Source organism: Salininema proteolyticum, assembly GCF_042685645.1.
GTDB classification, from domain to species: Bacteria; Actinomycetota; Actinomycetes; order Mycobacteriales; family Micromonosporaceae; genus Salininema; species Salininema proteolyticum.
Genome location: NZ_JBHUNX010000001.1, coordinates 4,831,382 through 4,855,797 on the forward strand (window position 1 = coordinate 4,831,382; position 24,416 = coordinate 4,855,797).

Below are 24,416 nucleotides of genomic sequence, written 5' to 3' on the forward strand. Positions count from 1 at the left end.
CATCCGGCTCTAACGTCGAGGTATGAAGACATTCTTTGCCCGTCTGGGGCGGGAGACCGGCTACAACATCTACTCGTTCCCGCTCGGCCTGGCCAGCTTCGTGCTGATGGTGGTCATGATCGCCGCCGGCGGCCCCCTGGCCATCGTCTGGGTCGGCTTGGCCCTCCTCGTCGGCGCCCTCTACACCGCCCGAGGGTTCGCTGTGGTCGAACGGGCTAGCCTTCCGATGATCCTGGGCGAACCGAACCCGGCCGTCCACTACAAGCCGATCGACCCCGACCACGGGCCGATCCGCCGGTTCTTCCACCCGTTCACCGTCCCCCAGTACTACCTGGACGTCCTCCACGGGCTCCTCGCCTTCCCTCTGGGGCTGGCTCAGTTCGTCGTCACCGTCGTCGCCTGGTCGTTCACCCTCGCCAACCTGGCTTTCCCCCTCTGGTGGGCGATCGTCCGCCGCATCGACGACACCGGGGAGATCGGCACCTTCGGACAGTTCGTCGGGATCGACTCCTTCCTGTGGAACTCCGTCCTCCACGTCTCCATCGGCCTCGCCTGCGCCCTCCTGTTGCCCTTCGTCATGCGGGGCGCCGCCCTCGGCCGGGCCCACGTCAGCCGCGCCGTCCTCACCGGCCTCGGGACCCTGCAGGAACAGGTCGACGACCTGTCCGACCGCCGCGACGCCGCACAGACGGCCGAGTCCGAGGCCCTGCGCCGCATCGAGAGGGACATCCATGACGGCCCCCAGCAGCAGCTGCTGAGCCTCGGCATGGACCTCAACCGGACGCGCGCCCTGATGGACTCCGACCCCGACGCCGCCCGCGACTCCCTCGACGAGGCCATCGTCAACGCGCGCGGCGCCATCGACAACCTGCGCGCCGTCTCGCGCGGGATCGCCCCGCCGATCCTCGCCGACCGGGGGCTCAAATCCGCCCTCGAAGCGCTCGCCGGACGCTCCGCGATCCCGGTCGACCTCGATGTGGACGCCGTCCGCCGCTATCCTAAGCAGGCGGAGACCACGGTGTACTTCGTCGTGGCCGAGGCGCTGTCCAACGCGTTCAAGCACTCGAGGGCCGACGAGGTCGTCGTGACCGTGCACGACACCGGAGGCAGCCTGGCCGTCCGGATCTCGGACAACGGGGTCGGCGGGGCCGTCGTGACTCCGGGCCACGGCCTCGCGGGGCTGCACGAACGGCTAAGATCGGTCGGTGGACAGATCTCCCTCGACTCGCCCGACGGAGGACCGACCGTGATCACAGCCGACGTTCCATGCGGATAGTCATCGCCGACGACGCGGTGCTCATCCGTTCGGGCATCGTGCGGCTCCTCGAAGACTTCGGCCACGAGGTCGTGGCGACGGCCGACGATGCTCCGGCGCTCCTATCGGCGGTCGCCGAGCACGAGCCGGACGTCTCGATAGTCGACGTGCGCATGCCGCCCACGTTCGTCGACGAGGGACTCCAGGCCGCCGCGGAGATCCGCCGCAGGCATCCCGGGGCGCCCGTCCTGATCCTGTCGCAGTACGTGGAGCTCAGTTACGCGGAGGACCTCGTCATCTCCTCGGGCGGCGGCATCGGCTACCTGTTGAAGGACCGCGTCCTGGATGTCGCCGACTTCATGGACGCCCTCGCCCGGGTCGCGGGCGGCGGCACCGTCTTCGATCCGGACGTGGTCTCGCAGCTGATGGTGCGCAGCCGTCGACCGCTCGCAGCGTTGACGGCGCGCGAGCGCGAGGTGCTCGCACTCATGGCCGAGGGCTTTTCCAACGGCACCATCGCGGAGAAACTCGTCGTCAGTCCCGGGGCCGTCGAGAAGCACGTCCGGAACATCTTCGCCAAGCTGGGACTGAGCGCGGGGGAGACCGAGCAGCATCGGCGCGTGGCGGCGGTGCTGGCTTTCCTGAAGGCGTGAGCTTCGCGTTCGAGTGGTGAGGTCGCGGTGGTCGGATCGCATGTCGTTCCCCTTGGCGGTGGAGAGGCGGCGGTCGGGACGGGAGGGCTGGCCGATCGACGGCGTCAGGCGGCCCGCACGGGTTCCGGACGGTTGCGAGCGGTGTCGACGCGCTTGGCCGCGGTCCCTTTCAGCACGGGCAGGAGGACGGCGACGACGGCCATGCCGGTGAGTCCGAGAACGATCAGCGACTGCTGGACGGTGAATACCGAGGTGATCAGCGCGCCCAGCCCGAAGCCGCCGAGCGTGGCCGCGTTGATCGTCCCCTGGACGCGGGCCCCGGCGCGGCCGCGGAACCGGTCGGGCACGCGGCGGGCGAGGAGGTTCTGCACCGAGGCGTTCTGCGCCGCGTTGAGGACGCCGCCCACGAGGTAGAGCGGGATGAGGAACCAGGCGGAGGGAAGTTCGACGGCGATGGCCGTGAACAGGAGTGCTGTGGCGCCGGCGCAGAGGAGGAGCATCCGGGAGAGGTCGAGGTCCTTGGAGACCCGCACGATGACCGCCGCGGCGACCAGGGCACCGAGCACCATGCCGCCGGTCCAGGAGCCGTTGATGAGCCCGTACATGCTCTCCGAGGCGCCGTAGACCTCGCGGACGAGGAACAGTTCCAGGACGTTGGCCGCGCAAAGGACGGCGATGACGGTTGAGAATCCGAGGACGGCGGTGAAGAAGAGCCGGTCGTCGCGCATCTTCCAGCTTGTCGCGGGCTCAGGCGCCTCGGCGGTGGCGGTGGGCGCCGCGTCTCCGCCGAAGCGGCGGGTGCGGATCATCTGGATCAGGCCCACGCGCACGAACGCGGCGACGGCGACGATGGCAAGGGCTGTCTGGGTCGAGTAGGCGTCGATGATGAATCCCGCGAAGGCCGGCCCGGCGGCCATGCCCAGGAGGTTGCCCGTCTGCACCATGGCGATCGCCTTGGGAAGCCGCGACCCTTCGGCCATGCGGGGGACCAGCGCGCCCTGCGTGGGGGCCATGATCGCGGTCCCGCACGCGGTGAGGAAGAGGAGGGCCAGGAGGACCGGCAGCGATTCGGCGAAGGCCATCGCGGTGATGGAGGAGGCCTGGAGGAGCCCGCTGAGGGTGAGGACGCGGCGCGAGTCGAAGCGGTCGGCGATGCGACCGGCGACCTTGCTCAGCAGGACCATCGGCAGGGTGCCGACGATGATGAGGAGGGCGACGGCGGCGGTGCCGAGGCCTTCCTTCTGGAGGCCGAGGACGAGGGAGAACTGGACGGTGAAGAGGGCCGCGCCGCCGAGGAAGGCGACGCCGGCCAGGTCGGAGAGGTCGGTGGAGTCGTATCGCTCGCGCGACTCAGATGTGAAGCTCATACTTCGAAAATACTCTTTCACATCTGAGTATGAAAGAGTTATTTCATAACGTTTTGATAACGCTATCTCTGCGGTTCTTCCGGGAACTCGACGTAGAAGTAGCTGATCATGCGGAAGACGTACTCGTCGTCCGCTGGGACCGTGTTGCCGTCAGGATGCTTGTCGTACCTGTTGAGCAGGGCTTGGAAGTCCTTGTTGAACTCGACGGCCTGCTCTTTCGTCAATGTGAGCCGAGTTCGGTTGAGAAACGACGTCTCACTGACGACTCCCCTGCCCTGTTCCTCCAAGCGGCGGTCGAGGGCTTTGCGGACCTCCTTGACGTCGTGGTCGAGCATGGTGCGGACCGTGGCGTTCTCCGCGATGAACGCGCTCGGTGGTCCGTCCGCTTCGGCGGAGAGATCGAAGGAGCCCAGTATCAGCTTCCACGCGCGCTCCCGCTTGTCCCCCCGGCCCTCGGCCTCCTCGATGAAGCCGGCCTTGGCGAGTGTGCGCAGGTGGTAGCTCATCGCGCTGGGGGAGAGGCCCGTGTGCTGGGATATCTCCGTCGCCGTGGCGCTCTCCTGCCCGCGCGCCTGCAGGCTGCCGAGGTAGTCGAACACGGCGATGCGGGCCGGATGGGAGAGAGCCTTCATCCTCGCGGCGTCGCTGACCCTGACCCTCGGTTCCTCGGACTTATCTGAAGCGTCTCTTTCGGGCATGTCACCAGTTTCGCACGGTACCGGTCCTCTAGCCTGGGGCGAGGGCCGATTGGAGAGGAGCTCACGATGTTCGGCATGACGGACGGCGACGCGCGTCCCGTGTTCTCGACCGGATTCCCCGGTCTCGACAGCGCGGTGAACCACTTCGCCCGGCAGAACCTCATCACCATCGCCTCCGAGGACTCCGGCCTGGCCTCGCTCATGGCCGTCAACATCTTTGGCCACGCGATCTTCGAGCAGGGGGCGGACGGCGCGTACTTCCACTCCGTGCAGCGCCAGGGCGCGCTGGAGCAGCGGCTCAAGCGGCGCTGGGGCGGCGCCGGACGGCCCAGGGGCCGCCACCTCTCCGCCCCGATCAAGAGCTTCGAGGACTTCGAGTACGTCGTGGAGACCAGGTGCGAGGACTTCCCCGTCATCGTCGTCGACTCAGTCCAGGACTTCGAGTTCCCCGAACCGGAGTACGGCGACTTCGACGACTGGGAGGACCGCCCGACCCGCATGGACCAGATCGCGGAGACCTCGCGGAGGTTGAAGCGCGTCGCCATGGAGTTCGAGACGACGGTCATCGTGACGGTGCCGGTGAAGACGGACGGCGGCGAGGCCGAGGGCGTGGAGACGTTCGACTACCTCCTGCGAGACTCCGACATCGTCTTCCAAGTCGGATTGCCGACAAAGACTCGGGTGAACGTGTACCTGAGGAAGAACCGGTGGGGAGAGGACCATTTCGCGGTTCCCATGGTGCTGGAAGAGGAGTCGGCCCGCTTGAGGGACACCACGGAGTCCGTCACGAGGGGCGGACAGGCCCCGAAGTACTGACCGACCCGGTCGGTGAACGCAAGAGTTTCTCTACAAAGAACTGTCCCCGTTGATACGGTCGCCCGTGGCGTTCACTGTGGATCGACGCCATGGCATGTTGCGCGGCCTGCGTGAACGTCCGTGCCATCGATACGTCGAGACAAAAGGACAGCACAATGGCAAAACGTATAGGACGGGCGGCCCTCGCTTCGCTCGTTGCGGTCATCGCCGCCGCATTGGGGGCGCAATCGCTGGTGGCGGCGAATCCCGCCCCCGAACAGGCCGCGACGACGGCCCAGACCCGGACGATCGAGTGCGACGGGGCGACCGCCGAAGCGCTCCCGGTCGACCAGGAGGACGTGGTCGACGACACCGAGAAGATCGAGGCCGTGAAGGCCATGATCGAGAGCGACGTGCTCGTTCTCGCCAAGATCGAGGCTGATGACCTGGCCTGGGCCGAGGCCGTGGTCGAGGCGGGCGCCGACGGCGAGGCCGCCGTCATCGTCCCCGCCGCGAAGTTCGAGGACGACCCGTCCGTTCTCGTCGTCACCGTGGACGCGGAGCTGAACCTGGAAGCCACCGTGGAGGTGTACGTCAGCGAAGTGAGCGCGGACCTCTACCTGGTGGACGTCTACCGGGACGGTTCGTCCGTCACCGCGTCCCTGAGCACCGAGATCGGCAGCGACGTGCAGATCGCCGGCTTCAGCTGGGACAAGTTCAAGGAGTGCGTCACCGACTACGGCGCCTCGGCGTTCCTGGTGGCCATGGTCGGCACCGCCTGCGGCATCGGCGGCGCGATCAGCGGCGGAACCGTCTGGGCCCTGTGCGCGGCCGGAGTCCTCGGCTTCGAGGTCGGCGTGGTCATCGACTGCGTCATCGTGGCGACCAGCAGCGCCACCGCCGAGGGGACGGGCCGCCCGAACGCGGCCGGCCTGCTTGAGTAAGCGGAGACGCGCGGTTTCGGGGCGAGGGACGACAGCGGATCGACCGTCTTCCGGGCGGCTCCGCCCCGACCGCTCGATGCCTCGGAGAGGGGCGGCCTCCGGGGGCTCGCTCCGGATTCAAGACGGTTTGGGTTCGGTTCCGAAGCCGCAGGTTTCGCGGACCAGCGCTTCGAGGATCGGATACTCCTCATCGCTGGGCGAGCCCATTCCCACGGACGCCGTCACACGCGGTTCCACTGTTCTTTCAGCGGCCCAGGTGGAAACGGTCAATTCCAGGGGCTCCACGGAGGCGAAGGCCCGGTCGCAGTCGGTGATCAAGTACGACCTGACCACCGTGACCACTTTGTCGGGCTCCACGGTCGCCTCGACACCGGAGTAGAGGGGTTTCATCCCCGGGAACGCTTGGACGTCGTCTCTGACGGTCAGGTCGACCCATGTCTCGTTGACGAGGCCGAAGGTCACGTCTAGCTGCGCCCCCTCGACGGGTTCCCCGGAGTCGGAAACCGGAACGCTATAACTCGTGGTGTAGTCCCCCAATTGCGGACCGATCAGGCCGGTCTGCACACCTGTACCGATGATGAGCCCCAAGGCCACCACGATGGCGCCGCCGATGAGCACGTGTCGGCGGCGCCGTTTGTCCATGCGGGCCTCGTCGGGATTCAGCTTTGCCCAGGTCTGGTCGCTCAGGTACTGCGTCATCGAAAACCTCCGAGTACGTATTGTATCATTGCATTAATACATTGAAGAGGAGGTGCCCATGGGCAACGTCGTAGCGGCAGGCGTCCTGTTCTTGCTGATTCCGCTGTTGTTGTTCGTGATCGGCTGGCGGTTCTGGGACGGTCTGAACGGACCGGTGGAACGCCGCCGGGTGGAGAAGTTCGCCGAGCGGCAGGACCTCGTCATCACGCCGGAGAACGGCGGACTGGTCATAGGCTATCTGGCGCGGATCCGCCGATGGAGGGCGATCGGCCTGGCCGTGGGAGTCTGGGCCGCCATCACCGGCGGGTTCCTCAGCACCGACGGTTATGAGGCGCCGGTCGTGGTCGGGGCCTTCGCCGGATGGCTGTGCGGCGCGGTCGGCGCTGAGCTGGTGGCCTCTCACTCGCCGGCGGGCGCGCGCCGGAGAGCCGAGCTGGACCGCCGTGGCATCACGGACTACATTCCCGCTCACCACATCGCGTACACGGGGATCGTCGGCTGCTTCGCCGTGGCAACGTACTTCCTCTCCACGACTTGGACGCTCGGCAGCGGCCTTCCCTTCGCCGAGGGTTTCCTCCTGCCGGTCCTAGGTCTCGTGCTCTGGGCGACGGCACTGCACCGCATTCTCCGCCGGCCCAGCCTGGCCGAGACGTCCGACCAGGTGGCGGCCGACCATGCCGTGCGAGGCTACTCCCTGAAAGTCATCAACTCCCTGACGTTCGCACTCATGTGCCTGGAATGGTCGGCGAACGTCGATGTCGGCTTCATCATGCTGGCGGGCCTGTTGGGGGCTTGGCTGATGTTCAAGCACGGGCGCACGGTCTCTCAGCCCGAGTCGGAGCGGGTGGCGGCGTGATCGAGGTCGACGCGGCCAGTCCGGTCCCGCCGTACGAGCAGATTCGGAGCCAGATCGCCCTGTTGATAGACACGGGCGGGTTGGGCGAAGGGCACAGGCTGCCCACGGTGCGGCAGTTGGCCGCCGATCTCGGGCTGGCGCCGAACACCGTGGCGCGGGCCTATAAAGAACTCGAAGCTCAGGGGTACACGGCGGCGAAGTCCCGGAAGGGGACGACGGTGGTCGGGCCGCAGAACCTGGCGTCGGAACCGTTTCGCCATGACCTGCAGGTTGAGGCAGACGCCTTCGTGCGGAAGGCTCTGGGGCGCGGGGCGGCGCCGGAGAGCATCGTCGACGCGGTGAGGCGGGCGTTGCAGCAGGGATGAAGGGGCTCCTCGCGTGTCGGTGCGAGAAGCCCCGGTCCGAGTCGCCGCGATGATCAGGGATCGGTGTCGCCGTCGCTGTTCCAGCCGCGGTCACCGAGGCGGGTCCTGGTGTCGGCGCCCGTGTACGGCCTGACGGCGAGCGCGATCTTGTCGCAGAGGCGGACCTTCCAGTCGGGAACGCTCAGGAACCGTTCGTGGAGTTCGGCGGAGTAGATGGTGATTCTGGGCGAGTGGCGGTGTCGGCAATCGGCGATGACCGCCGGCGGCCGTTTTTCGACCGGCCGGTTGCCGGGGTCGGGCGTGAAGAGGTAGACGCCGCCCGTGGCGGGGTGGAGCCGGAGGCGGAGCTCTTGTCCGGCGTGGGTGATGGTCCCGAGGTCGGTGGTGTCGGGCGGCATGTAAGCGTTGGTCATAACGTTGTCCGTTCATTTCATCCGTGAAGCGTTGGGGGAGCGGGCGGTTGTGGACGGCGTGTTCGATGACGGCTCGGAACCGCTGTTCGAGCCAGTGTTGGTGGCGGGTGCCGTTGGTGATGAGCGCGTGCCGGGCAGGGGTGTCGGTCCAGTGGACGGTTCCGGCGCGGCGGGAGTCCCAGTCGAGAGTGGCCAGGTGTGCGGACTGTCGGCCGGGTTCGGCGGTGATGACGACGGCGGTGGTGGGTCCGGCGGCGCGGATGTCGAAACGGCGGCCGCAGTAGTGGACCGCTCCGAACCGTGGTCCGTCGAGCCGTAGCGGGAGCCGCCACTGCGACGAGCGACGGTGTGGCGAGGGCGGGTGCGTTCGTGCACGGACTGGAGCGACCGCGCCGGCAGCACGCGTGGAAGCGGCGTTCGTCGTGGTAGTAGCGGTGTTCATCGCCGTAGCCGGCACTGCCGCCGTGGCCATGACACCGGCCGTGGCCGATCCGGCGGCGCCGGCCGTGGTCGCTGTGGTGGGCCGATACGGGGGTCCGGCGATGACGGCGACACAGGCGATGAACAGGACCGCGATGGTGGCGATGGCGATGAGTTCGGGGTTCATGCGCTACCGCCCCACTGGCGCGGCTGTTGTTCCTGCGCCCTGTGGTCGGTGACGGGGTCGTGGTGGCGTTGCCTGGTGCGTGCGGCCAGCTCTTCGGCGGCGTTGCGTTCTAGGAGGTCGATGGCCGCGGCGGCGAGTGCTTCTCGGCGGATGTGTTCGAGGTCGTCGGGGTGGAGGGACCAGCCGCTGCAGAGGCGGATCCAGCCGTCGATGTGGACGATGCCGGCGAGTTCGAAATCGATGACGATCCAGACGATGCGTTTGGTGCTGCGTCGGACGATGGCGACGGTCTTGTCGCCCAGGGGGAGTTTCCTCAAGATCGTGGGCATGGTGCTGCGCCCTTTCTCCCTGCGTATTTCGGGCAGGGGAGTCTAAGGTCTTGTGCTCAGGAAGCGCGTATATAGCGCTGTGTAGACACGGCGGGCTGAAGCGCCGTGGGAAATGGGTTTCAGGCTGGAATTACGCCTGGAAGTGCACTAGGATCGTTAGTGCGACAACCTCCCTTCAGGGTAGTTGTTTTGGGAGGCGGCTTGCCAGATGTAGTTGCTAGCTAGTGCTGGCAAGCCGCTGACACAGGAGAACTGGATATTCCCACGTGACCCCGGGCAGCCATCGGGACTGCTCGGCATCTTCCATGTTCTGGATTCAGTCGTGGAATGTCAACGACATCATTCGCGTGTCGGCGAAAGCGTCTATTGCGAAGCCGAGAAAGGCAGTTGCGCGGTGGGAAAGTAATTGACCGAAGAACAAACGCATTCCGCAATCACTTCGCGTTAGCCTCTGTTCGATCGCACCTTGCATTTCTTATTCAGAGGAGCCGAATTCCGTGCGCAAACTCGTTTCCTTCATCGGCATCAGTCTCGACGGGTACTACAAAGGCCCGGACGGCCAGTTCGACTTCGCCAATGTCGACCAGGAGTTCTACGACTTCTCCAACCGGCAGGACGCCCACATAGACACCCTTATGTTCGGCCGGGAGACGTACGAGCTCATGGCGTCCCACTGGCCGACTGCGACCGCGACCGAGAACGACCCCGAGGTCATCGAGTTCATGAACGGCGTCGATAAGATAGCGGTCTCCACCACGCTGGAGAAGGTGGAATGGAATAACACCACTCTCGTGCGAGGCGACATCGCCTCCAAAGTAGCGGAGCTCAAGGAGCAGGAGGGTAAGGAGATCGCGATGTTCGGCAGCGTGCAATTGACCGCGAGTCTGCTCGAACGCGGCTTGGTCGACGAACTGCGAGTGATGGTGTTCCCGGTGGTCCTGGGGGAAGGCGTTTCGCTGTTCGCGACGCTTGAAGAGCGCCTGCCACTGGAACTGTTGCGGACCACGACCTTCCGGTCCGGCAACGTCCTGCTCGTCTACCGTCCCGTATGAACAGCATCCGAGCAATCGTTCACCATGCCGGGCTCCAGGGGGTCCGTTCGAAGACCGGGAACTGGTGAACACCTTTCGAAAGGGCAACGCCGAGGATGGCCGGCGGACTGCGTCCGACCCGCCGTGTTCCCGGTGTCGACTCATTCGGACTACACTCGACCACCTGCCCTATACCACTCCCCACGCGATACCGTGAGTCGAAGGTGAACACCATGACCGTCTTGACGCGAACGATCGGCACCGGCGAGGACCAGCTAGCGCGTATGCGAGAACTAGCCACTCGGCTGTGGAGCTGGTCCAGCAGATGGCATCCCGGCGAGCTTGCCGCCTTCTGGTGGGAACGCGGCGGCCCGCTGGAGGAATGGAGGATTTCCACCTGGCAGAGAAACGACGTCACCGTGGGATGGGCCTGGTCTAAATCTCCCGGACGACTCGATGTGCAAGTGGACCCCGCACATCCCGAACTCACCGACCTTATCCTTGACTGGTTTGAAGACAGCCCAGTTGGTCGTCCCCGGACGGTCGTCACCGTGCTGGAAGCCGAGTCGTCATTGATCCGTGCATTCGAGGAGAGGGGCTTCGCCGTGGATCCCGCGGGCCCCTACTTCGCTCATCTACGGCTCGACCTCTCCGATCTGGCCGGGGAGGCGACGGCGGTGGGCGAATTCAAAGCCCGGCCGGTACGCGGCCTCTCCGACGCGGAGAAGCGAGCGGACCTGCACCGTGCCGTGTTCGGTGGGGACCGCCGAGGCGGAGAAGTCAACTCCCGAGCCTATCGTTCGCTCATGGGAGACGAGCAGTACCGCCGCGGCCTCGACTGGCTGGTCGAGTCCGCCGACGGGACTCCCGCCGCGTACTGTCTGGCCTGGTTGGATCCGGTGAACGCTGTGGCCGCACTCGAACCCGTCGGCACGGACCCGCGGTATCGCCGCCGGGGCCTGGCTCGCCTCGCGATGCTGGGGGCTCTCCGCGCCGCCAGAGATGAAGGAGCCGAATATGTCCGAGTGTGCGCTCGCGGGGACGACGGATACACCGCTGCGAAAGCTTTGTACGAGGATCTCGGCTTCCGGTGCTATGCACGCAATGTCAAGCTGGTCCGAGATGCGGCTTAGGCTGTGTTCGGGAAGCGGGACCTCAGCCGACGTTGACTTCGCGACGAGGTGCGGCGGTCGTCGATACAGGCATGGCCGACTCCGAAGAGAATCCTGGTCGGAATCGATTCGGTCAGGAGGAGGAATGTTCTCGGAGGTTCGCCGCGAACTCGCGTGCCCCCGCGATGTCCTGCTCGTCAGGGCGTCCCCTTCTGACACCGCCGACGAGCTTGAACGGCAGCGAGGTGTCGAACCCCCGGCATTGGTAGGCGTCGCGAACGTCGAAGCCCTTCCGTTCGAGCAGGCGACGGAGGGAGCGAGTGTAGCGCCGGAACGGCGGCTCGGAGAAACCGCTGGTGGCGAAGATGAAGGCCCTGCCCCGCCGCGTGATAGGCAGGCTCCGGACCAGTCGGAGCAACTGCGGATGGAACCTCTGGTAGTAGATTCCCGATCCGAATCCGACGAGGTCGCAGGACTCGAGGTCTTCGACGCGGACCTGGGCAGGGCTCAGGACGGGGGCGTCCAAGACCTCGCTCATGGCGTCGGCGACCTTCTTTGTGTTGCCGTGGGAGACGGAGGCGCACACGATGATCGACTTCATCGGACGTTCCTTTCATGCCGGTGGACGGCCGTGGAGGTGCGTATCGGTGCCTTGACCGGACAGGGCCGAATTTGCTGACACCTCTCGCGCGGCACTGGGCGGCGCGCGTTTCCTGGATGCCGACGACGGTCGGCACTCTCGTGTACCCGGCAATTGGCGGGTTGGCGAATGCGGTACTCCGCAGTTGGAAGTGACGGGGGACGGACGTTGTGCTCGCGGCGCGGACGGTCGGCCAGTGGACTGTCCAATAGGGTGAAACCGTCTCTTCTAGTCCTATTCGGAGTTAGAGTCTGTCGGTAAAGCGCCGTCGTGAAGCGGGTCGGCGCACCGACGATTCCAGGCAAGGGGCACCATGTCAAGGTTCATCGAGCGTTCCAGGATCCGACTGTGGTCGACGGCGGTTCTAGCGGGCCTGCTGGCCCTCGTCCTCGTTCCGTCCACGGCTTCCGCAGAAAGTCGGCAGGCCGACTCCGGCGAGAACGGGTTCATCGTGGGAGGCGACATCTCCCATGAGAGGTACCAGTTCCTGGCCGCCGTTCTCTACGCCGATAGCGACGGCAGGCTGGTTCAAGGCTGCGGAGCGGCCCTGGTGACGGACCAGTGGCTGGTCACCGCCGCGCACTGCCTGGGAGGCATCACCGCCGTGCGCCTCGGATCGAACGACCGCACATCGGGCGGCGCCGTCGTCCCGGTGGAGCGCGAAGTCTCGCACCCCCTCTACCACCAGTACACCTCGGCCAACGACATCGCGATGCTCAAGCTGGCCTACCCCGTCGATTTCGCATCGGTCGCGATCGCCGCGAATGAGCCGGCGGCCGGCACGGACGTCAGGCTGCTCGGCTGGGGACAGACCTGTCCGGTCAAGAAATGCGACCGGGGTTCCGACGACCTGAAGCAGCTGGACACGTCCATCGCCGACGACGCCCACTGCGGAGGAATGAACCCCGACGAACTGTGCACCCGCTCGAGGCCCGACGCCACGGCCTGCTACGGCGACTCCGGCGGACCCGCCGTCATCGACCGGGGAGGCTGGTGGCTCCTGGTCGGCGTGACCAGCCGCGGCTCGCAGTCCTGTGGGGACTCGGGGACGGTCTATTCGAGCGTGACCGGCCACTACGACTGGATGGACCAGGTAGTTTCCTGGTACTGACGCTGCGGGCACCCGTGCGGGGAACTTTCGGTGAGGCCGTCGACAACGGTCTCACCGTTTTCTATTCGAGACTCTGGTCCGTCCAGTTTCGGGCGGCGGGCGAGAGGACCAGGGCCGCGGCGATGAACGCCGTCCAGAAGACGAATACTATTCCGACCAGCAGGAAACGGCCGAGGAAGAGCACTGGGCCATGGTAGAGCTGCAGCCTGTCGAGGACCAAGGCGAAGTTCACCCAGCAGAGATACGCCATGCCGACGGAACAGGCCGGGAAGAGGAACATGCTCCGCCTCATCCGGTGCAGCCCCGCGACGATGCCGGCCACTGTCAGGCCGCCGAGCAACAGGTTCGGAACCAGGGACGAACTGTAGTCACTGAACAATAGCTCGAAGGAAAAGAACGGATACAGGTAGCTGTATTCAATGGCGGGGCTCGCCAGGACACCGAAGCTGATGAGCACGGCCGCCGTCAGATAAAGGCGCCGTGCGATGCGGAGCGTAGCGGGCATGCCGGCGCCGTCGGTGACGCGACCGGAAGCTCCGGACGGTTCCGGCAGCCGGACGGCGATCGTCGGATCGGAGTTCCGCTGCGGCGGGGAGTCTTCTCCGCTCGCCGACGCCGGCAGGGCCGTAGTATCCGCCGAGGCCGGGAACGGTAGGCGGTCCACGAGGGTCGGCGCCGTCCCCTCGCTAGGCGCGGCCAGGTCGACCGTGGTCCCCTCCAGAAGACGGGCGACGTCGGCCCGCTGCCGTTCGATCAGCGAGTGCACCTCCATCGGCCAGGGCCGGACCTTCGCCGGCACGTCGCCGACGGCCGCGAGCACGGCGGCGGGAGAGGGTCGGCCGCCGGGGTCCTTCGCCAGGCAAGGCGCGATGATCTGCCGCATCCTCTGCGAGAGCCCGCTGAGGTCGGGCTCGTGCTCGAGGATCTTGCCGTGGACGGCGTAAAGCGAGTCGCCGTCGAAGGGGTTCTGCCCCAGTGCGGCGGTGGCCAGCAGGGACCCGAGCGCGAAAAGGTCGCTCGCGGGGGAGACGCCCCGGTTGACGACCTGCTCGGGCGACATGTAGGCGGGCGAGCCGACGGCGAACCCGGTCTGCGTGAGCGTCTGCGCTCCGTCTCAGTCCAGGGCGCGCGAGACGCCGAAGTCGATGACCTTCACGCCCTCGTCCGCCAGCAGCACATTGGACGGTTTGAGGTCGCGGTGGACGATGCCGGCGTCGTGGACCGTCTCCAGCGCAGAGGCCAGTCCGGCGGCGAGGCGGACGAAGGAGCCCTCGTCCAGCGGTCCGGCGGCGGCCAGAGCCTCGGCGAGGGTGGGGCCGAAGACGAACTCGGTGGCGAGCCAGGGGGCCTCCGCCTCGGTGTCGGCGGCGACGACCGACGCGGTGTACGGGCTCGACGCGACCCGCTGCGAGGCCCGGACCTCTTCCCGGAAGCGGGCTCTGAAACCGTCCAGAGAGATCAGGTGCCCATGGATCTGCTTGACGGCCACGAGGCCTCCGTCGCGCCCTCCGGCGAGATGAGCCTTGCCCATGCCGCCGCCGCCCAGCTCGGCGAGGAGCCGGTAGCCGCCGAGCGAGGGCGGGGACGACGGATCGCGGGGCTTCATGTCGGTGCTCCGTTGCTGAGGAGAGGACGGGAACAGAAGGTCGTTCTGTTCGCAGGCTACTGCCGCAGCGAAAAGGCATCAACCTCTGGAGCGGTACCCCGATTCCCTGATGGCCGCTTCGATGCGCAGGGCCGACCCGATCAGAGCGAGGATGACGGCCAGCGCGATCGGCCAGACGCGGTACCCGCCGGACAGGGCATGTATGCCGATCAGGACCAGGGCGACGAGGATGGTGAAGGTTCCGATCGGTCGGGTGTGGTGGGAAGTCGATGCCATGGCCACCGATACTACGGGCCCGAGCACGAGAACGGCGGCCCCGCGACACGCGGGGCCGCCGTTTCCATCCTCGTCGGTGTGTTTCAGACTCCCGAGTAGGAGTGCAGGCCGGGGAACACGAGGTTCACGGCCGTCAGGTTGAACAGGGTCACGGCGAACCCGATGATGGCGATCCACGGCGCCCAGGCCTTCAGGCTGCGGCCCGACACGCGGGAGTGCAGGTAGGCGGCGTAGACGACCCAGGAGATGAACGCCCAGACCTCCTTCGGATCCCAGGCCCAGTAACGGCCCCAGGCGTAGTGCGCCCAGACCGACCCGGCGAAGATGCCGAACGTCAGCAGCGGGAAGGCGAAGACGTGCGTGTGGAACGTCAGCTTCTCCAGCTTCTTCGCGTCGGGGAACTTGGCGGCCAGGTTGATCGGGAAGTTCGGGGACTTGCCGTCCGAGACCAGGGCGTCGTAGCGGCGCTTCATGAGGTGCAGGACGGCGTAGATGAACCCGACGGTGAGAATGCCGGAGGCGATGATCGCGGCGGTCACGTGGATGACGATCCACGGCGACTCCAGCGCGGGCACGAGCGGCCCCGCCTCGACGTAGTAGCGAACGGAGGCGCCCAGCAGCATGGTGATGGTGAAGGCGGCGAACACGTTCAGACGGCGGGGGATCTGCCCGCGCCACATGAGGAACAGCCAGGTCGTCATGGCCACGGAGGCCACGCCGACGGTGTACTCGAACATGTTGCCCCAGGGGAAGCGCCCCACGGAGGAGATACGCACGACGATCGAGGAGATCAGCGAGACGGTCGCCAGCGCGGTCAGGACCACGCCGACGCGGCCGGCGTTGTGGGCGGCCTTGACGTCGAGCGGAGCGCCGGCGACGCGCTTCGGCCCGTCGTCGGCGCCGTCCGAGTCGGAGGAGGAACCTCCGGCTCCCACGGCGGCCAGCTCGCGCTCCCTCTTCTTCGCCTTGACCTCTCTGTCGGAAGTGCCGAAGGCGAAGTCGACGGCGGAGGCGAGCATGGCCACGGCGTAGACGATGATGGCGCCTACGAATAGGGCATTGGCGACCTCGGTGCCTTTCATGATGTCTGTTCCTTCGATTCAGAGCCCGTGGGCTGGGAGCTTTTGTCGTCTTCGGGAGCGATATCGGTGATGAGCTCGGCGCATTCGTCGGGGAAGCCGTCGTACTCGGTCTTCGTCAGACCTCCGTACTCGACGGTGCCGTCGGCGTTGAACCGGACCCAGAAGCGGCGGCGGCGCACCGCGAGCATCGGGACCAGGGAGACCATCAGGAGGATGGCCGTGCCCAGGAGGATGCCTTGGGACGGGTCGTAGCGGACCTGGAGGACGGCGTACTGCTCGACGCCGTCGAAGGTGAGGGTGGAGCCGTCGTCGAGGGTGTAGGTGTCGCCGACGCCGATGACCTGGGTCTCGCCGTCGACCGGTTCGAGCAGGCCCTTCTCCATCATGCCCTCGTCGAGGGTGTAGACCGACTGCGGCAGTCCGGTGTCCATGCCCAAGTCGCCCCGGAAGGCGTTGAGCGCGAGCACCGGGTTGTTCAGCTCGGGCTCGCTGCCCAGGAGCATCTCGGTGTCGGGGTCGAAGGTCGGGACGAGGGTGGCCTCGAAGCCGACCTGGCCGAGCGTGTCCGCCTCGCCGGTCTCGGGGTCGATGTTGACGTCGGGGAACTTGAGAGCGCCCTGCGAGTTCATGGCGGCGTCGTCCGGCAGGAACGGGGCGCGGATGGTGGTCGACGCGCCGTACTTGTCGGTGTAGGTGGCGACGGGGGTGTAGCCCTGGCCGATGAGGAAGACGTTGGTGCCGTCGAAGGACAGCGGGTGGTTGACCCGGATCGTGTAGTCGCCCTCCTCTCCGTCGTGGGTCCACCTGATGTCGCCCTCGAACTGCGTGGGCTGGCCCTTCTGGAACTCGGAGCGGAAGTCCTGGAGCTCCAGGCAGAAGGCGGGCAGCTCGTTCTCGTCGACGTAGGGGCCGAGGCCGTACTCGTCGTACTGCTGGAGGTTGTTGCAGAACGCCTGCTGGGGGCCCTCGGAGAGGATCCGGTAGCCGTACCAGGTGAAGAAGCTGGACATCGCCATGCCGACGAGGATGCCGACGAGGGAGATGTGGAAGGCGAGGTTGCCGACCTCCCGCAGGTAGCCCTTCTCGGCGGCGATGGTGGTGGCGCCGTCCTTCTCGTGGACGGTGGTGCGCCAGCGCTCGGACTTGAGGGCCTTGCGAGCGGCCTCCTGAGTCGGGACGGAGGCACCCTTCCTGTGGAAGGGGAGGATGGACATCCGCGAGGGCGCGTCGGGGACCCTCTGGCGCAGCTGGCGGATGATGTCCCTCATGCGCGGCGTGATGCAGCCGATGAGGCTGACCATGAGGAGGAGGTAGATCGCCGAGAACCACGGCGAGGAGTAGACGTCGAAGAACCAGATCCGGTCCAGCCACGGGGCCAGGTCGGGGTTCTCGAGGTAGTAGGCGTTGACCTTCTCCGGGGCGATGGTGCGCTGCGGGAAGACCGAGCCCGGGATGGACGCCAGCGCGAGCGCCAGCAGGAGCAGGAGGGCCGTCCGCATGCTGGTGAGCTGGTGCCACCAGCGGCGGGCGAAGCTCTTGGTTCTAGACCACACTGTCGGTGCCTCCTATATCAGGCCGACGCCGGTGCCGACGGTGGCGCGCAGCCAGTTGACGAACGTGGTCCAGGCGCCGGTGGTCAGCATGATGCCGACGGCCATGAGCATGGCGCCTCCGACGGTGGTGATGATCCGGCTGTGGCGCTTGAAGAAGTCGAGTGCCCCGGTCAGCTTGCTGAATCCGACGGCCACGGCGATGAACGGCAGGCCGATCCCGAGGCAGTAGGCGAGCAGCAGGGTGACGCCGCGTCCGGTGCCGTCCTGCGTGTAGGCGAAGGACATGATGGCGAACAGGACCGGGGAGCTGCAGGGGAGCCAGGAGATGGCGAAGACCGCCCCGAAGAGGGGGGCTCCGGCCAGGCCGACGGCGGGGCGCCACTTGACCTGGAAGCCCCTGCCGAGGGGGATCATGCCGATGAACATGGCCCCCATGGCGATCATGACCATCCCTCCGGCGATCTCGATCGCCCGGGAGCTGGCGGCGTCGGTGAAGATCCGGCCCACGCTCTGCAGGGCGAACGCGGTGGAGACGTAGACGGCGCTGAAACCGAGGATGAAGAGGCTGGAGCCGAGCAGGACCCGGCCCTTCTTCTTGCCGGACTCCAGGTCGGCGCCGGACAGGCCGGTCACGTAGGAGACGTAGCCGGGCATCAGCGGCAGGGTGCACGGGGACAGGAACGCCACCAGGCCGGCCAGGGCGGCCACGGCGGCCCCTGCCAACAGGGGTCCGCTGCTGGCGATTTCTTGCAGGTTCACTCGTTCAGTACCTTCTCAATGTCGTCATTGAGGGTCTTCTCGTCGATCGGCTGGCGCCAGATGCTGGCGATGTTGCCGGAGGGGTCGATGAGGATGGTCGCGGGGATGTCGGTCGGGGAGACGCCGACCTCGGCGAACTTGTTGGCGATCGCTCCGCCGGGGTCGTTGATGGAGCTGTAGGGGACTCCGAAGCGCTCCTCGAAGGCGTTGCCGGAGTCGACGGAGTCGCGGATGTTGACGCCGAGGAACTGGACGTCGCCGCCCGGCTGCCATTTCTCGGCGCTGTCGACCAGGTGCGGCGCCTCGCGCCGGCACGGCGGGCACCAGGAGCCCCAGAAGTTGACGACGACGAGCTGCCCGGTGAAGTCGGTCGCCGCGATGTGGTCGCCCTCGAGGGTCTCGCCGCTGACGTCGGGGGCCTGGGGCCGGTCCGGGTCGTCCCAGCGGAGGTTGCCGCCGTCGGCGTTGGTGTACCGCGCGCGGTTGATCTCGTTGACCTTGTTGGAGTCGTCGGAGCCCGAGCATCCCGCAAGGGGGATGAGGGCGGCGGCGGGGACGATCGCGGCTCGGGTGAGCAGTGCTCGGCGGCTCAGGGCCATGGCGATCTCCTTCCCGGTGGGCTGGGCTTTGGATCCCGGAGGGTTCTTCGCGCCTGCGGCTCAGGCGCCCTTGGCGTGTTTGGCGGACTCCGACTTGAGGATGAGCGCGGCGGCGGGCTCGGCGTAGTCGATGTGGCTGACGGCCGGGCCGTCGAAGTGCAGGGAGGTGACCGACGCGAGCGCGCACTGGCGTTTGCGGGGGTCGTGCCAGAGGCTCTTGCGCTCGGTGAAGCGGCGGGCGGTCCAGATCGGCAGCTGGTGGCTGACGAGGACGGCCTCCGAGCCGCGGGCCTGGCGGCGGGCGGCCTCGATGGCGTGGGTCATGCGCCGGGCGACGGACAGGTACGGCTCGCCCCAGGAGGGGGTGAAGGGGTCGCGCAGGTGCCACCAGTAGCGGGGCTGGCGGAGGGCTCCGTCGCCGACGGAGACGCGCTTGCCCTCGAAGACGTTGGTGGGCTCGATGAGGTCGGCGTCGATGTGCGGGTCGAGCCGGTGGGAGGCGGCCACGGGCTCGGCGGTCTGCTCGGCGCGCAGCAGCGGGGAGTGGGCGACGTGGACGATGTCGCGGCCGGCGAGGAACTCGGCGGCCGCGATGGCCATCTCGTGTCCCAGCGCGGAGAGGCCGTAACCGGTGAGGCGTCCGTAGAGGATGCCTTCGGGGTTGTGGACCTCCCCGTGCCGGAGGAGGTGGACGATGGTTTTGGAGCCGGTCATAACCGCACTGTAGCGGCTTTCCGGGCGGCCCGCGAGAAGGCGGTCTCGAGGTGTGACAGGTCCTCCCCGGTCATAGCTGCGGAAACGAACCAGCATTCGAAGGCGCTCGGCGGGAGGTGGACGCCCTCTTCCAGAAGGGTGTGGAAGAAGGCGGCGTATTGTCCCGTGTTCTGGGCTTTCGCCTCATTGAAATTCGTTACCCGATTCTCAGAAAAGAATATGCTGAACAAATTTCCCGGAGCCGATAGGTAGTGGGCCACACCGGCCTCGGAGAGCGCGGACGAGGCCATCTTTCCGATCTGTTCGGCCAGGCCGTCGAGCTTCTCGTAGACGTCGTCGGTGAGGAGGCGGAGCGTGGTCAGCCCGGCGGCGACGGCCAGGGGGTTGCCCGAGAGGGTGCCGGCCTGGTAGATCGGGCCGACGGGGGCGAGCTGCTCCATGAGGTCGCGGCGGCCGCCGAAGGCCGCGGCGGGCAGTCCGCCGCCCATGACCTTTCCGTAGGTGTAGAGGTCGGCGGGGGCCTTCACGCCGCCGGGGCCGACGCGGAAGCCGGTCATGACCTCGTCGCTGATGAGGAGGGCGCCGTTGGCGCGGGTGAGGTCGTAGAGCTTCTGGTTGAAGCCGTCGGCGGGGGCCACGCAGCCCATGTTGCCGGGGACGGCCTCGGTGATGACGGCGGCGATCTGCCCCTCGTTCTGTTCGAAGGCGGCGGCGACGGCGTCGATGTCGTTGTAGGGGACGACGATGGTGTCGGCGGTGGCCGAGGCGGGCACGCCGGGCGAGTCGGGCGCTCCGAGAGTGGCGACGCCGGAGCCGGCGGCGGCGAGGAAGGCGTCGGCGTGGCCGTGGTAGCAGCCGGCGAACTTGACGACCTTGTCGCGGCCGGTGGCGCCGCGGGCGACGCGCAGGGCGCTCATGGTGGCCTCGGTGCCGGAGGAGACCAGGCGGATCTCCTCGCAGTTGGTGCGGGAGGTGATCTCTTCGGCGAGGTCGATCTCTCCAGAGGTCGGGGCGCCGAAGGACGTGCCCTTGGCGGCGGCCTCCTGGACGGCGGCGACGACCTCGGGGTGGGCGTGGCCGAGGATCATCGGCCCCCACGAGCCGACGAGGTCGAGGTAGGAGTTGCCGTCGACGTCGATCAGGCGGCTGCCGCGGGCCTCCTTGATGAAGACGGGCGTGCCGCCGACGCCTCCGAAGGCGCGGACGGGTGAGTTGACTCCGCCGGGAATGACGGTGGCGGCGCGCTCGGCGCAGAGTTCGGATTCAGTGTGCTTCCGCATGGTCCTCAGCTTAGATGTGACCGCGATATCGCGCTCAGGCGCGCCGGGGTCCGCGACGGGCGCGGAACGGCATGCCTGAGCGCGACGGCGCGTCTAGGAGTAGAGGACCGTGTCGACGACCATGGAGTCGTTGAGGTAGGCGGGCGTGCGGGCGGCGCTCTCGCATTCGCCGAGCGCGCTGGGCAGGGTCGACATGGACAGCAGCGCCGCGTCGCTCTCCTCGAACGACGGGGTGACCATCCACCGGACCGGCAGCGGCACCCGGTAGGACTTGTCCACGCCGGGTATCAGCAGCGTCATGTCGATCAGCCGCTTGACGTCGCCGAACGAGGCGCGGTGGACCTTGCCCACCCGCATCAGGTCGGTGAAGGTGAAGGCTCCCGTGCCCCGGTTGACCAGGGCGTGGAAGTAGCCGTGCTGCGCGGGTGTCAGCGCGTGCAGGGACCGGTGCACGCTGTCGGCGACGATCGAGTCGCGGAACAGCTCGCGCGGGTTGCGCCCCAGCTGCTGCAGGGCCGAGGCGGCCCCGCTGAGCGCCACCAGTTCGCTGACCAGCTCCAGTGACGGGACGAAACAGTCGACGGCGGCGGCGACCCGGCGGGCGTCGGTGTCGCCGAGTTCGGCGCCGCGTGCCTGGACGAGCTGGCGCAACATGCGCGCGCACAGCTCGACCGACGGTCCGCGCAGCGGGATCACCGCTTCGCCCGCGATGCCCAGCTTCTCCGGGGCGCACACGATGGCGTGGACGTTCGGGCACTCGTCGAGCAGCCGTTCGATGTCGGCTGCCGGGGGTGTCCGGGGGCCGTCGAGGATGACCATCGCGTGGCGCGCGCGCAGGTGGTCGATCGCCGTGGACAGCGGGTCGCGCAGCGGCTCGGTGGGTCGCCCCAGGGCCGAGAGGATCCCCAGCCCCAGGTGCGACTGCGGGACGTACCAGATGCCTCCGAGGTAGGAGTCGAGGTGGTTGCGGGCCCAGGCCAGGACGGTGGTGGTCCGGCCGGAGCGCGCCAGTCCGCTCAGGGTGATGAGCCGCTGGCAGCGGTGCGCCCGGTTCAGCAGTCCCAGCTGGACGCCGTGGGCGATGGTCTGCGAATAGGGTTGCGGGAGGTTGTGCCGCCGGGGCGGGACCGGCGGCGGGGCGAACTCCTCGGGGAGGCCCGGGGCGTGGACCTGGTGGAGCGTCAGGCACTCCTTCAGCCCCTTGAGGAGGAAGTCTCCCAAGGGGCTGACGCGGTCGAAGTCGGCGGCGGCGCGGCACTGCTCGGAGGCGACGATCTGGTCGCCGTGCGAGACCGAGCAGATTCGAGCGGTCTTGTGGATCTCGATGGTGTCGTAGCCGTGCTCGGCGGCCATGGCGTGTCCGCTGTGGAGGGCGATGCGCACGCGGGGGCGGACCGGGTGCGGGCGCCCGAAGCGGGGCCAGGAGGCGGCGGCCAGGTCGAGCTGTATCTCGATGGCGCAGCGGACGGCGTCCAGGGCCTGGGTGAAGACGAGGAGGAACGAGTCGCCCTCCGTCTCGACCTCGTGGCCGCCGTGGCGTCGAACGCACGAGCGAATGACGCAGCGGTGGCGGCGGATCAGCTCGGCGTAGTCGTCGTCGCCGAGCTCGCCGGCGAGGGGCGTGGAGCCCTCGATGTCGGTGATGGCGAAGGTCAGGAAGCCCGACGGCAGGCGCGCCGGGCGGGTGGTCGTGGTCGGCGGCATGGCGGGCCCCGATTCTGTCGGTGTCGGTTCAAGGTCGGGCGCCGGAGCGTGCGACGGCCCGGGCGCCGGAGTCGGTTCGGGTGTCGGTTCGCGGGTCGCCTCCGGGGCGGTCCGGGGCTCGGACGGGCGTGTCAGTTCGGGAGCCGTCGGGAGCTCGGACGGGCTTGTCGGTTCTCGCGTCGCCCCCAGCGCGGTGTCGGGCTCGGGACGCGGTGTCGGTTCATGCGTCGGTTTGGCCTCTGGAAGGTTCGTCGTGTCCACCGGTGTAGTCGCTTTCTGTCTCCCCGCAGTGGCGAGCGCGATTCAACGGCAGGTGGGCAGCCCTCGACGCCGACGGCGCTGTCGGCGTGCCGCCGGGGCGGTCCGCGGGCGGGACGGCTTCGGGCTCACCCGGCCGCCCCCGGCGGCGCCGTGCGGCCCCATCCGTCGGTGGAATGGGACTCGACGACCGCCACTGCGTAGAGCCACCTTTTATTTGTCGAGTGCGTGAACCAAACCGCCACAATGAGAACGCGCTCCGGCATCGCCCGGACCACCCGGCTCAACGCAGATACTAATGCTCCGCGCCCCATTACAGAAGCCGAATCGTCCAGGGACGACCTCACTGCGGGTCTATTCCCCGAACTGGACAACGAGCCGGGGGCGGGCAGGTGGCGGGCAGTCCAAGAAATTCTCAAAACCATTGCCCGATTGCGGCCGCGGGAACGAGTGAGAGATACTCACGGATGTGTGGTTCAGGCAACGACGTCGGAGTCAGGGCGGCCCGGAGGAGGCCGCCGCCGAGATCCCCGACCAGAGAAGACCCCTCGGAGAGCCGAAGGCGCCCGAAGTGGACGTCCGGCCCGCCGGTGCGCCCGAGAAGGACGGCGGCGCCGCTTCCGCGACTCCGCCGGCCGACCCGAATGCCAAGCCTGGGATTCCCGGGCAGCGCCGGGGCGGTGAAGACGAGAATTCCTCGGGTGATTCCGGGGGCGACGACGCGGCGGCGGAAACTTCGGCCGCCGATCCCGCCGATCCCGCCGATCCCGCCGATCCCGCCGATCCCGCCGATCCCGCCGATCCCGCCGATTCCGCCGATCCCGCCGCGCCGGCCTCCGAGGCCCCCGGCAGAGCCGGCTGGCTTCGCCGCCGGCTGACCTCCCCGGCGAGCCGCCTCGCCGTCCAGGCCACCGTCACCGTCGCCGCGGTCGGACTCCTCTTCACCGTCGGCGCCTTCGTCAGCCCCCGCTCCGGCCCCGACTGGTCCTTCGGCGAACCGCCCGAACCCGAGGCCTCCGAGCGCCCCTACTTCTCCGACCTCGACAGCGTCCCCCAGTCCGGACGCCCCGTCGACGTGGCCCCCGTGCCGGACGACCCCGAGTCCCCGAGCGGGAGCCCCAGCCCCGGCTCCGCCCCCGACAGCGTCACCGCCTGGGCCGAGAGCCTGAGCGACCTCGGCATCCCCGTGCGGGTCCTGGAGGCCTACGGCCGCGCCGAGCTCGTCAGCGCGCGCTCCAACCCCGGCTGCAACCTCTCCTGGACCACTCTCGCGGGCATCGGATCGGTCGAGACCAACCACGGCACCACCGGCGGCACCCGCGTGACCGGCAACGGCGACACCGCCGACGAGATCTACGGCCCCGAGGTGGAAGTCGGGGGTGAACGCATGAAGGCCGCCGGGCCCATGCAGTTCATCCCGCCGACCTGGGCCACCTGGCAGGCGGACGGAAACGGCGACGGCACCGCCAGTCCGCACAACATCGACGACGCGACCACCGCGGCGGCCGACTACCTCTGCGCCGACGGGCACGACCTGTCCGACCCCGGAGACTGGTACGACGCCGTCTTCTCCTACAACCACGAGGACAGCTACGTCCGGGACGTCTACGCGAGGGCGGACTCCTACGGACGCCAGAGCAATTGATCACCCCTCACGTCTTTCGGGGGCGACCGCCCTCGCCTAAAATGGAAGACTCCCCCGAACACGCT

General features: G+C 67.8%; 24 protein-coding genes and 1 pseudogene. 10 read left to right on the forward strand and 15 right to left on the reverse strand.

Annotation, left to right across the window (positions count from 1 at the left end):
• Positions 1–22: 22 nt before the first annotated feature.
• Positions 23–1,276 (forward strand): sensor histidine kinase, encoded by a 1,254-nt coding sequence (locus ACFTE1_RS22620; protein ID WP_380619143.1) that lies wholly within the window; start codon positions 23–25, stop codon positions 1,274–1,276.
• On the forward strand, positions 1,267–1,908 hold the full coding sequence (locus tag ACFTE1_RS22625) for a response regulator transcription factor (protein ID WP_380619142.1): 642 nt from the start codon (positions 1,267–1,269) through the stop codon (positions 1,906–1,908). The genes ACFTE1_RS22620 and ACFTE1_RS22625 overlap by 10 nt, the downstream gene beginning before the upstream one ends.
• Positions 1,909–2,012: 104 nt before the next feature.
• On the opposite strand, the gene ACFTE1_RS22630 is transcribed toward ACFTE1_RS22625, so the two are convergent.
• Together ACFTE1_RS22630 and ACFTE1_RS22635 are read right to left on the reverse strand one after the other, a co-directional pair.
• On the reverse strand, positions 2,013–3,275 hold the full coding sequence (locus ACFTE1_RS22630; RefSeq protein ID WP_380619141.1) for an MFS transporter: 1,263 nt from the start codon (positions 3,273–3,275) through the stop codon (positions 2,013–2,015).
• Positions 3,276–3,337: 62 nt separating this feature from the next.
• Positions 3,338–3,973 carry a helix-turn-helix domain-containing protein gene (locus tag ACFTE1_RS22635; protein ID WP_380619139.1) on the reverse strand — a complete coding sequence of 212 codons (636 nt, stop codon included), beginning with the start codon at positions 3,971–3,973 and terminating at the stop codon, positions 3,338–3,340.
• A gap of 66 nt (positions 3,974–4,039) precedes the next feature.
• On the opposite strand from ACFTE1_RS22635, the gene ACFTE1_RS22640 reads away from it, so the two are divergent.
• Both ACFTE1_RS22640 and ACFTE1_RS22645 read left to right on the forward strand, forming a co-directional pair.
• Positions 4,040–4,789, forward strand: coding sequence for a hypothetical protein (locus ACFTE1_RS22640; RefSeq protein WP_380619137.1), 750 nt, complete (start codon positions 4,040–4,042; stop codon positions 4,787–4,789).
• A 155-nt stretch (positions 4,790–4,944) separates the two neighbouring features.
• The gene (locus ACFTE1_RS22645) at positions 4,945–5,712 is read left to right on the forward strand and encodes a hypothetical protein (protein WP_380619135.1); all 768 of its coding nucleotides are present in this window, start codon (positions 4,945–4,947) and stop codon (positions 5,710–5,712) included.
• Between the two features lie 117 nt (positions 5,713–5,829).
• Here the strand turns inward: ACFTE1_RS22645 and ACFTE1_RS22650 are convergent, their stop codons facing one another.
• A complete protein-coding gene (locus tag ACFTE1_RS22650; RefSeq protein WP_380619133.1) occupies positions 5,830–6,411 on the reverse strand; it encodes a hypothetical protein in 582 nt (193 codons plus the stop codon).
• 58 nt (positions 6,412–6,469) lie between these two features.
• On the opposite strand from ACFTE1_RS22650, the gene ACFTE1_RS22655 reads away from it, so the two are divergent.
• Positions 6,470–7,267, forward strand: a complete 798-nt coding sequence (locus ACFTE1_RS22655) for a hypothetical protein (protein ID WP_380619132.1) — start codon at positions 6,470–6,472, stop codon at positions 7,265–7,267.
• Positions 7,264–7,632, forward strand: coding sequence for a GntR family transcriptional regulator (locus ACFTE1_RS22660; protein ID WP_380619130.1), 369 nt, complete (start codon positions 7,264–7,266; stop codon positions 7,630–7,632). The genes ACFTE1_RS22655 and ACFTE1_RS22660 overlap by 4 nt, the downstream gene beginning before the upstream one ends.
• A gap of 53 nt (positions 7,633–7,685) precedes the next feature.
• On the opposite strand, the gene ACFTE1_RS22665 is transcribed toward ACFTE1_RS22660, so the two are convergent.
• Together ACFTE1_RS22665 and ACFTE1_RS22670 are read right to left on the reverse strand one after the other, a co-directional pair.
• The gene (locus ACFTE1_RS22665; RefSeq protein WP_380619128.1) at positions 7,686–8,045 is read right to left on the reverse strand and encodes a hypothetical protein; all 360 of its coding nucleotides are present in this window, start codon (positions 8,043–8,045) and stop codon (positions 7,686–7,688) included.
• A 603-nt stretch (positions 8,046–8,648) separates the two neighbouring features.
• Positions 8,649–8,981, reverse strand: a complete 333-nt coding sequence (locus ACFTE1_RS22670) for a hypothetical protein (RefSeq protein WP_380619126.1) — start codon at positions 8,979–8,981, stop codon at positions 8,649–8,651.
• 497 nt (positions 8,982–9,478) lie between these two features.
• Between ACFTE1_RS22670 and ACFTE1_RS22675 the strand changes: the two genes are divergently transcribed.
• Both ACFTE1_RS22675 and ACFTE1_RS22680 read left to right on the forward strand, forming a co-directional pair.
• Entirely contained in the window at positions 9,479–10,033 is a 555-nt protein-coding gene (locus ACFTE1_RS22675; RefSeq protein WP_380619124.1) for a dihydrofolate reductase family protein, read from the forward strand.
• A gap of 212 nt (positions 10,034–10,245) precedes the next feature.
• Positions 10,246–11,145: a GNAT family N-acetyltransferase gene (locus ACFTE1_RS22680; protein ID WP_380619122.1), complete on the forward strand. Its 900-nt coding sequence runs from the start codon at positions 10,246–10,248 to the stop codon at positions 11,143–11,145.
• A 112-nt stretch (positions 11,146–11,257) separates the two neighbouring features.
• On the opposite strand, the gene ACFTE1_RS22685 is transcribed toward ACFTE1_RS22680, so the two are convergent.
• A complete protein-coding gene (locus ACFTE1_RS22685) occupies positions 11,258–11,725 on the reverse strand; it encodes a flavodoxin family protein (RefSeq protein ID WP_380619120.1) in 468 nt (155 codons plus the stop codon).
• A gap of 352 nt (positions 11,726–12,077) precedes the next feature.
• Between ACFTE1_RS22685 and ACFTE1_RS22690 the strand changes: the two genes are divergently transcribed.
• Entirely contained in the window at positions 12,078–12,875 is a 798-nt protein-coding gene (locus ACFTE1_RS22690) for a S1 family peptidase (protein WP_380619118.1), read from the forward strand.
• Positions 12,876–12,936: 61 nt separating this feature from the next.
• On the opposite strand, the pseudogene ACFTE1_RS22695 reads toward ACFTE1_RS22690, so the two are convergent.
• The 9 genes and pseudogenes from ACFTE1_RS22695 to ACFTE1_RS22735 all read right to left on the reverse strand — a co-directional run bounded on the left by ACFTE1_RS22695 (position 12,937) and on the right by ACFTE1_RS22735 (position 22,448).
• Positions 12,937–14,481: pseudogene (locus ACFTE1_RS22695) on the reverse strand (serine/threonine-protein kinase).
• A 78-nt stretch (positions 14,482–14,559) separates the two neighbouring features.
• Positions 14,560–14,757 (reverse strand): hypothetical protein, encoded by a 198-nt coding sequence (locus ACFTE1_RS22700; protein ID WP_380619116.1) that lies wholly within the window; start codon positions 14,755–14,757, stop codon positions 14,560–14,562.
• 83 nt (positions 14,758–14,840) lie between these two features.
• Positions 14,841–15,839: a c-type cytochrome biogenesis protein CcsB gene (gene ccsB / locus ACFTE1_RS22705; protein WP_380619114.1), complete on the reverse strand. Its 999-nt coding sequence runs from the start codon at positions 15,837–15,839 to the stop codon at positions 14,841–14,843.
• A complete protein-coding gene (gene resB, locus ACFTE1_RS22710) occupies positions 15,836–17,392 on the reverse strand; it encodes a cytochrome c biogenesis protein ResB (RefSeq protein WP_380619112.1) in 1,557 nt (518 codons plus the stop codon). Before resB ends, ccsB begins: the two co-directional genes overlap by 4 nt.
• A gap of 12 nt (positions 17,393–17,404) precedes the next feature.
• Positions 17,405–18,151 (reverse strand): cytochrome c biogenesis CcdA family protein, encoded by a 747-nt coding sequence (locus ACFTE1_RS22715; RefSeq protein ID WP_380619110.1) that lies wholly within the window; start codon positions 18,149–18,151, stop codon positions 17,405–17,407.
• Entirely contained in the window at positions 18,148–18,750 is a 603-nt protein-coding gene (locus tag ACFTE1_RS22720; RefSeq protein ID WP_380619108.1) for a TlpA family protein disulfide reductase, read from the reverse strand. Before ACFTE1_RS22720 ends, ACFTE1_RS22715 begins: the two co-directional genes overlap by 4 nt.
• 60 nt (positions 18,751–18,810) lie before the next feature.
• Positions 18,811–19,464, reverse strand: a complete 654-nt coding sequence (locus ACFTE1_RS22725) for a histidine phosphatase family protein (protein WP_380619106.1) — start codon at positions 19,462–19,464, stop codon at positions 18,811–18,813.
• Positions 19,461–20,744, reverse strand: a complete 1,284-nt coding sequence (gene hemL, locus ACFTE1_RS22730; protein WP_380619104.1) for a glutamate-1-semialdehyde 2,1-aminomutase — start codon at positions 20,742–20,744, stop codon at positions 19,461–19,463. The genes ACFTE1_RS22725 and hemL overlap by 4 nt, the downstream gene beginning before the upstream one ends.
• A gap of 93 nt (positions 20,745–20,837) precedes the next feature.
• A complete protein-coding gene (locus tag ACFTE1_RS22735) occupies positions 20,838–22,448 on the reverse strand; it encodes an adenylate/guanylate cyclase domain-containing protein (protein WP_380619102.1) in 1,611 nt (536 codons plus the stop codon).
• A gap of 727 nt (positions 22,449–23,175) precedes the next feature.
• Here ACFTE1_RS22735 and ACFTE1_RS22740 point away from each other — a divergent pair.
• Positions 23,176–24,351 (forward strand): lytic transglycosylase domain-containing protein, encoded by a 1,176-nt coding sequence (locus ACFTE1_RS22740; protein ID WP_380619100.1) that lies wholly within the window; start codon positions 23,176–23,178, stop codon positions 24,349–24,351.
• Positions 24,352–24,416: the final 65 nt, after the last annotated feature.

What these genes read in the sequence shown, in the direction of transcription:
- ACFTE1_RS22620 (WP_380619143.1), top strand. Translation starts at nt 23, where the DNA reads ATGAAGACATTCTTTGCCCGTCTGGGGCGGGAGACCGGCTACAACATC.
- ACFTE1_RS22625 (WP_380619142.1), top strand. Translation starts at nt 1,267, where the DNA reads ATGCGGATAGTCATCGCCGACGACGCGGTGCTCATCCGTTCGGGCATC.
- ACFTE1_RS22630 (WP_380619141.1), bottom strand. Translation starts at nt 3,275, where the DNA reads ATGAGCTTCACATCTGAGTCGCGCGAGCGATACGACTCCACCGACCTC.
- ACFTE1_RS22635 (WP_380619139.1), bottom strand. Translation starts at nt 3,973, where the DNA reads ATGCCCGAAAGAGACGCTTCAGATAAGTCCGAGGAACCGAGGGTCAGG.
- ACFTE1_RS22640 (WP_380619137.1), top strand. Translation starts at nt 4,040, where the DNA reads ATGTTCGGCATGACGGACGGCGACGCGCGTCCCGTGTTCTCGACCGGA.
- ACFTE1_RS22645 (WP_380619135.1), top strand. Translation starts at nt 4,945, where the DNA reads ATGGCAAAACGTATAGGACGGGCGGCCCTCGCTTCGCTCGTTGCGGTC.
- ACFTE1_RS22650 (WP_380619133.1), bottom strand. Translation starts at nt 6,411, where the DNA reads ATGACGCAGTACCTGAGCGACCAGACCTGGGCAAAGCTGAATCCCGAC.
- ACFTE1_RS22655 (WP_380619132.1), top strand. Translation starts at nt 6,470, where the DNA reads ATGGGCAACGTCGTAGCGGCAGGCGTCCTGTTCTTGCTGATTCCGCTG.
- ACFTE1_RS22665 (WP_380619128.1), bottom strand. Translation starts at nt 8,045, where the DNA reads ATGACCAACGCTTACATGCCGCCCGACACCACCGACCTCGGGACCATC.
- ACFTE1_RS22670 (WP_380619126.1), bottom strand. Translation starts at nt 8,981, where the DNA reads ATGCCCACGATCTTGAGGAAACTCCCCCTGGGCGACAAGACCGTCGCC.
- ACFTE1_RS22680 (WP_380619122.1), top strand. Translation starts at nt 10,246, where the DNA reads ATGACCGTCTTGACGCGAACGATCGGCACCGGCGAGGACCAGCTAGCG.
- ACFTE1_RS22685 (WP_380619120.1), bottom strand. Translation starts at nt 11,725, where the DNA reads ATGAAGTCGATCATCGTGTGCGCCTCCGTCTCCCACGGCAACACAAAG.
- ACFTE1_RS22690 (WP_380619118.1), top strand. Translation starts at nt 12,078, where the DNA reads ATGTCAAGGTTCATCGAGCGTTCCAGGATCCGACTGTGGTCGACGGCG.
- ACFTE1_RS22700 (WP_380619116.1), bottom strand. Translation starts at nt 14,757, where the DNA reads ATGGCATCGACTTCCCACCACACCCGACCGATCGGAACCTTCACCATC.
- ccsB (WP_380619114.1), bottom strand. Translation starts at nt 15,839, where the DNA reads ATGAAAGGCACCGAGGTCGCCAATGCCCTATTCGTAGGCGCCATCATC.
- ACFTE1_RS22720 (WP_380619108.1), bottom strand. Translation starts at nt 18,750, where the DNA reads ATGGCCCTGAGCCGCCGAGCACTGCTCACCCGAGCCGCGATCGTCCCC.
- ACFTE1_RS22725 (WP_380619106.1), bottom strand. Translation starts at nt 19,464, where the DNA reads ATGACCGGCTCCAAAACCATCGTCCACCTCCTCCGGCACGGGGAGGTC.
- hemL (WP_380619104.1), bottom strand. Translation starts at nt 20,744, where the DNA reads ATGCGGAAGCACACTGAATCCGAACTCTGCGCCGAGCGCGCCGCCACC.
- ACFTE1_RS22735 (WP_380619102.1), bottom strand. Translation starts at nt 22,448, where the DNA reads ATGCCGCCGACCACGACCACCCGCCCGGCGCGCCTGCCGTCGGGCTTC.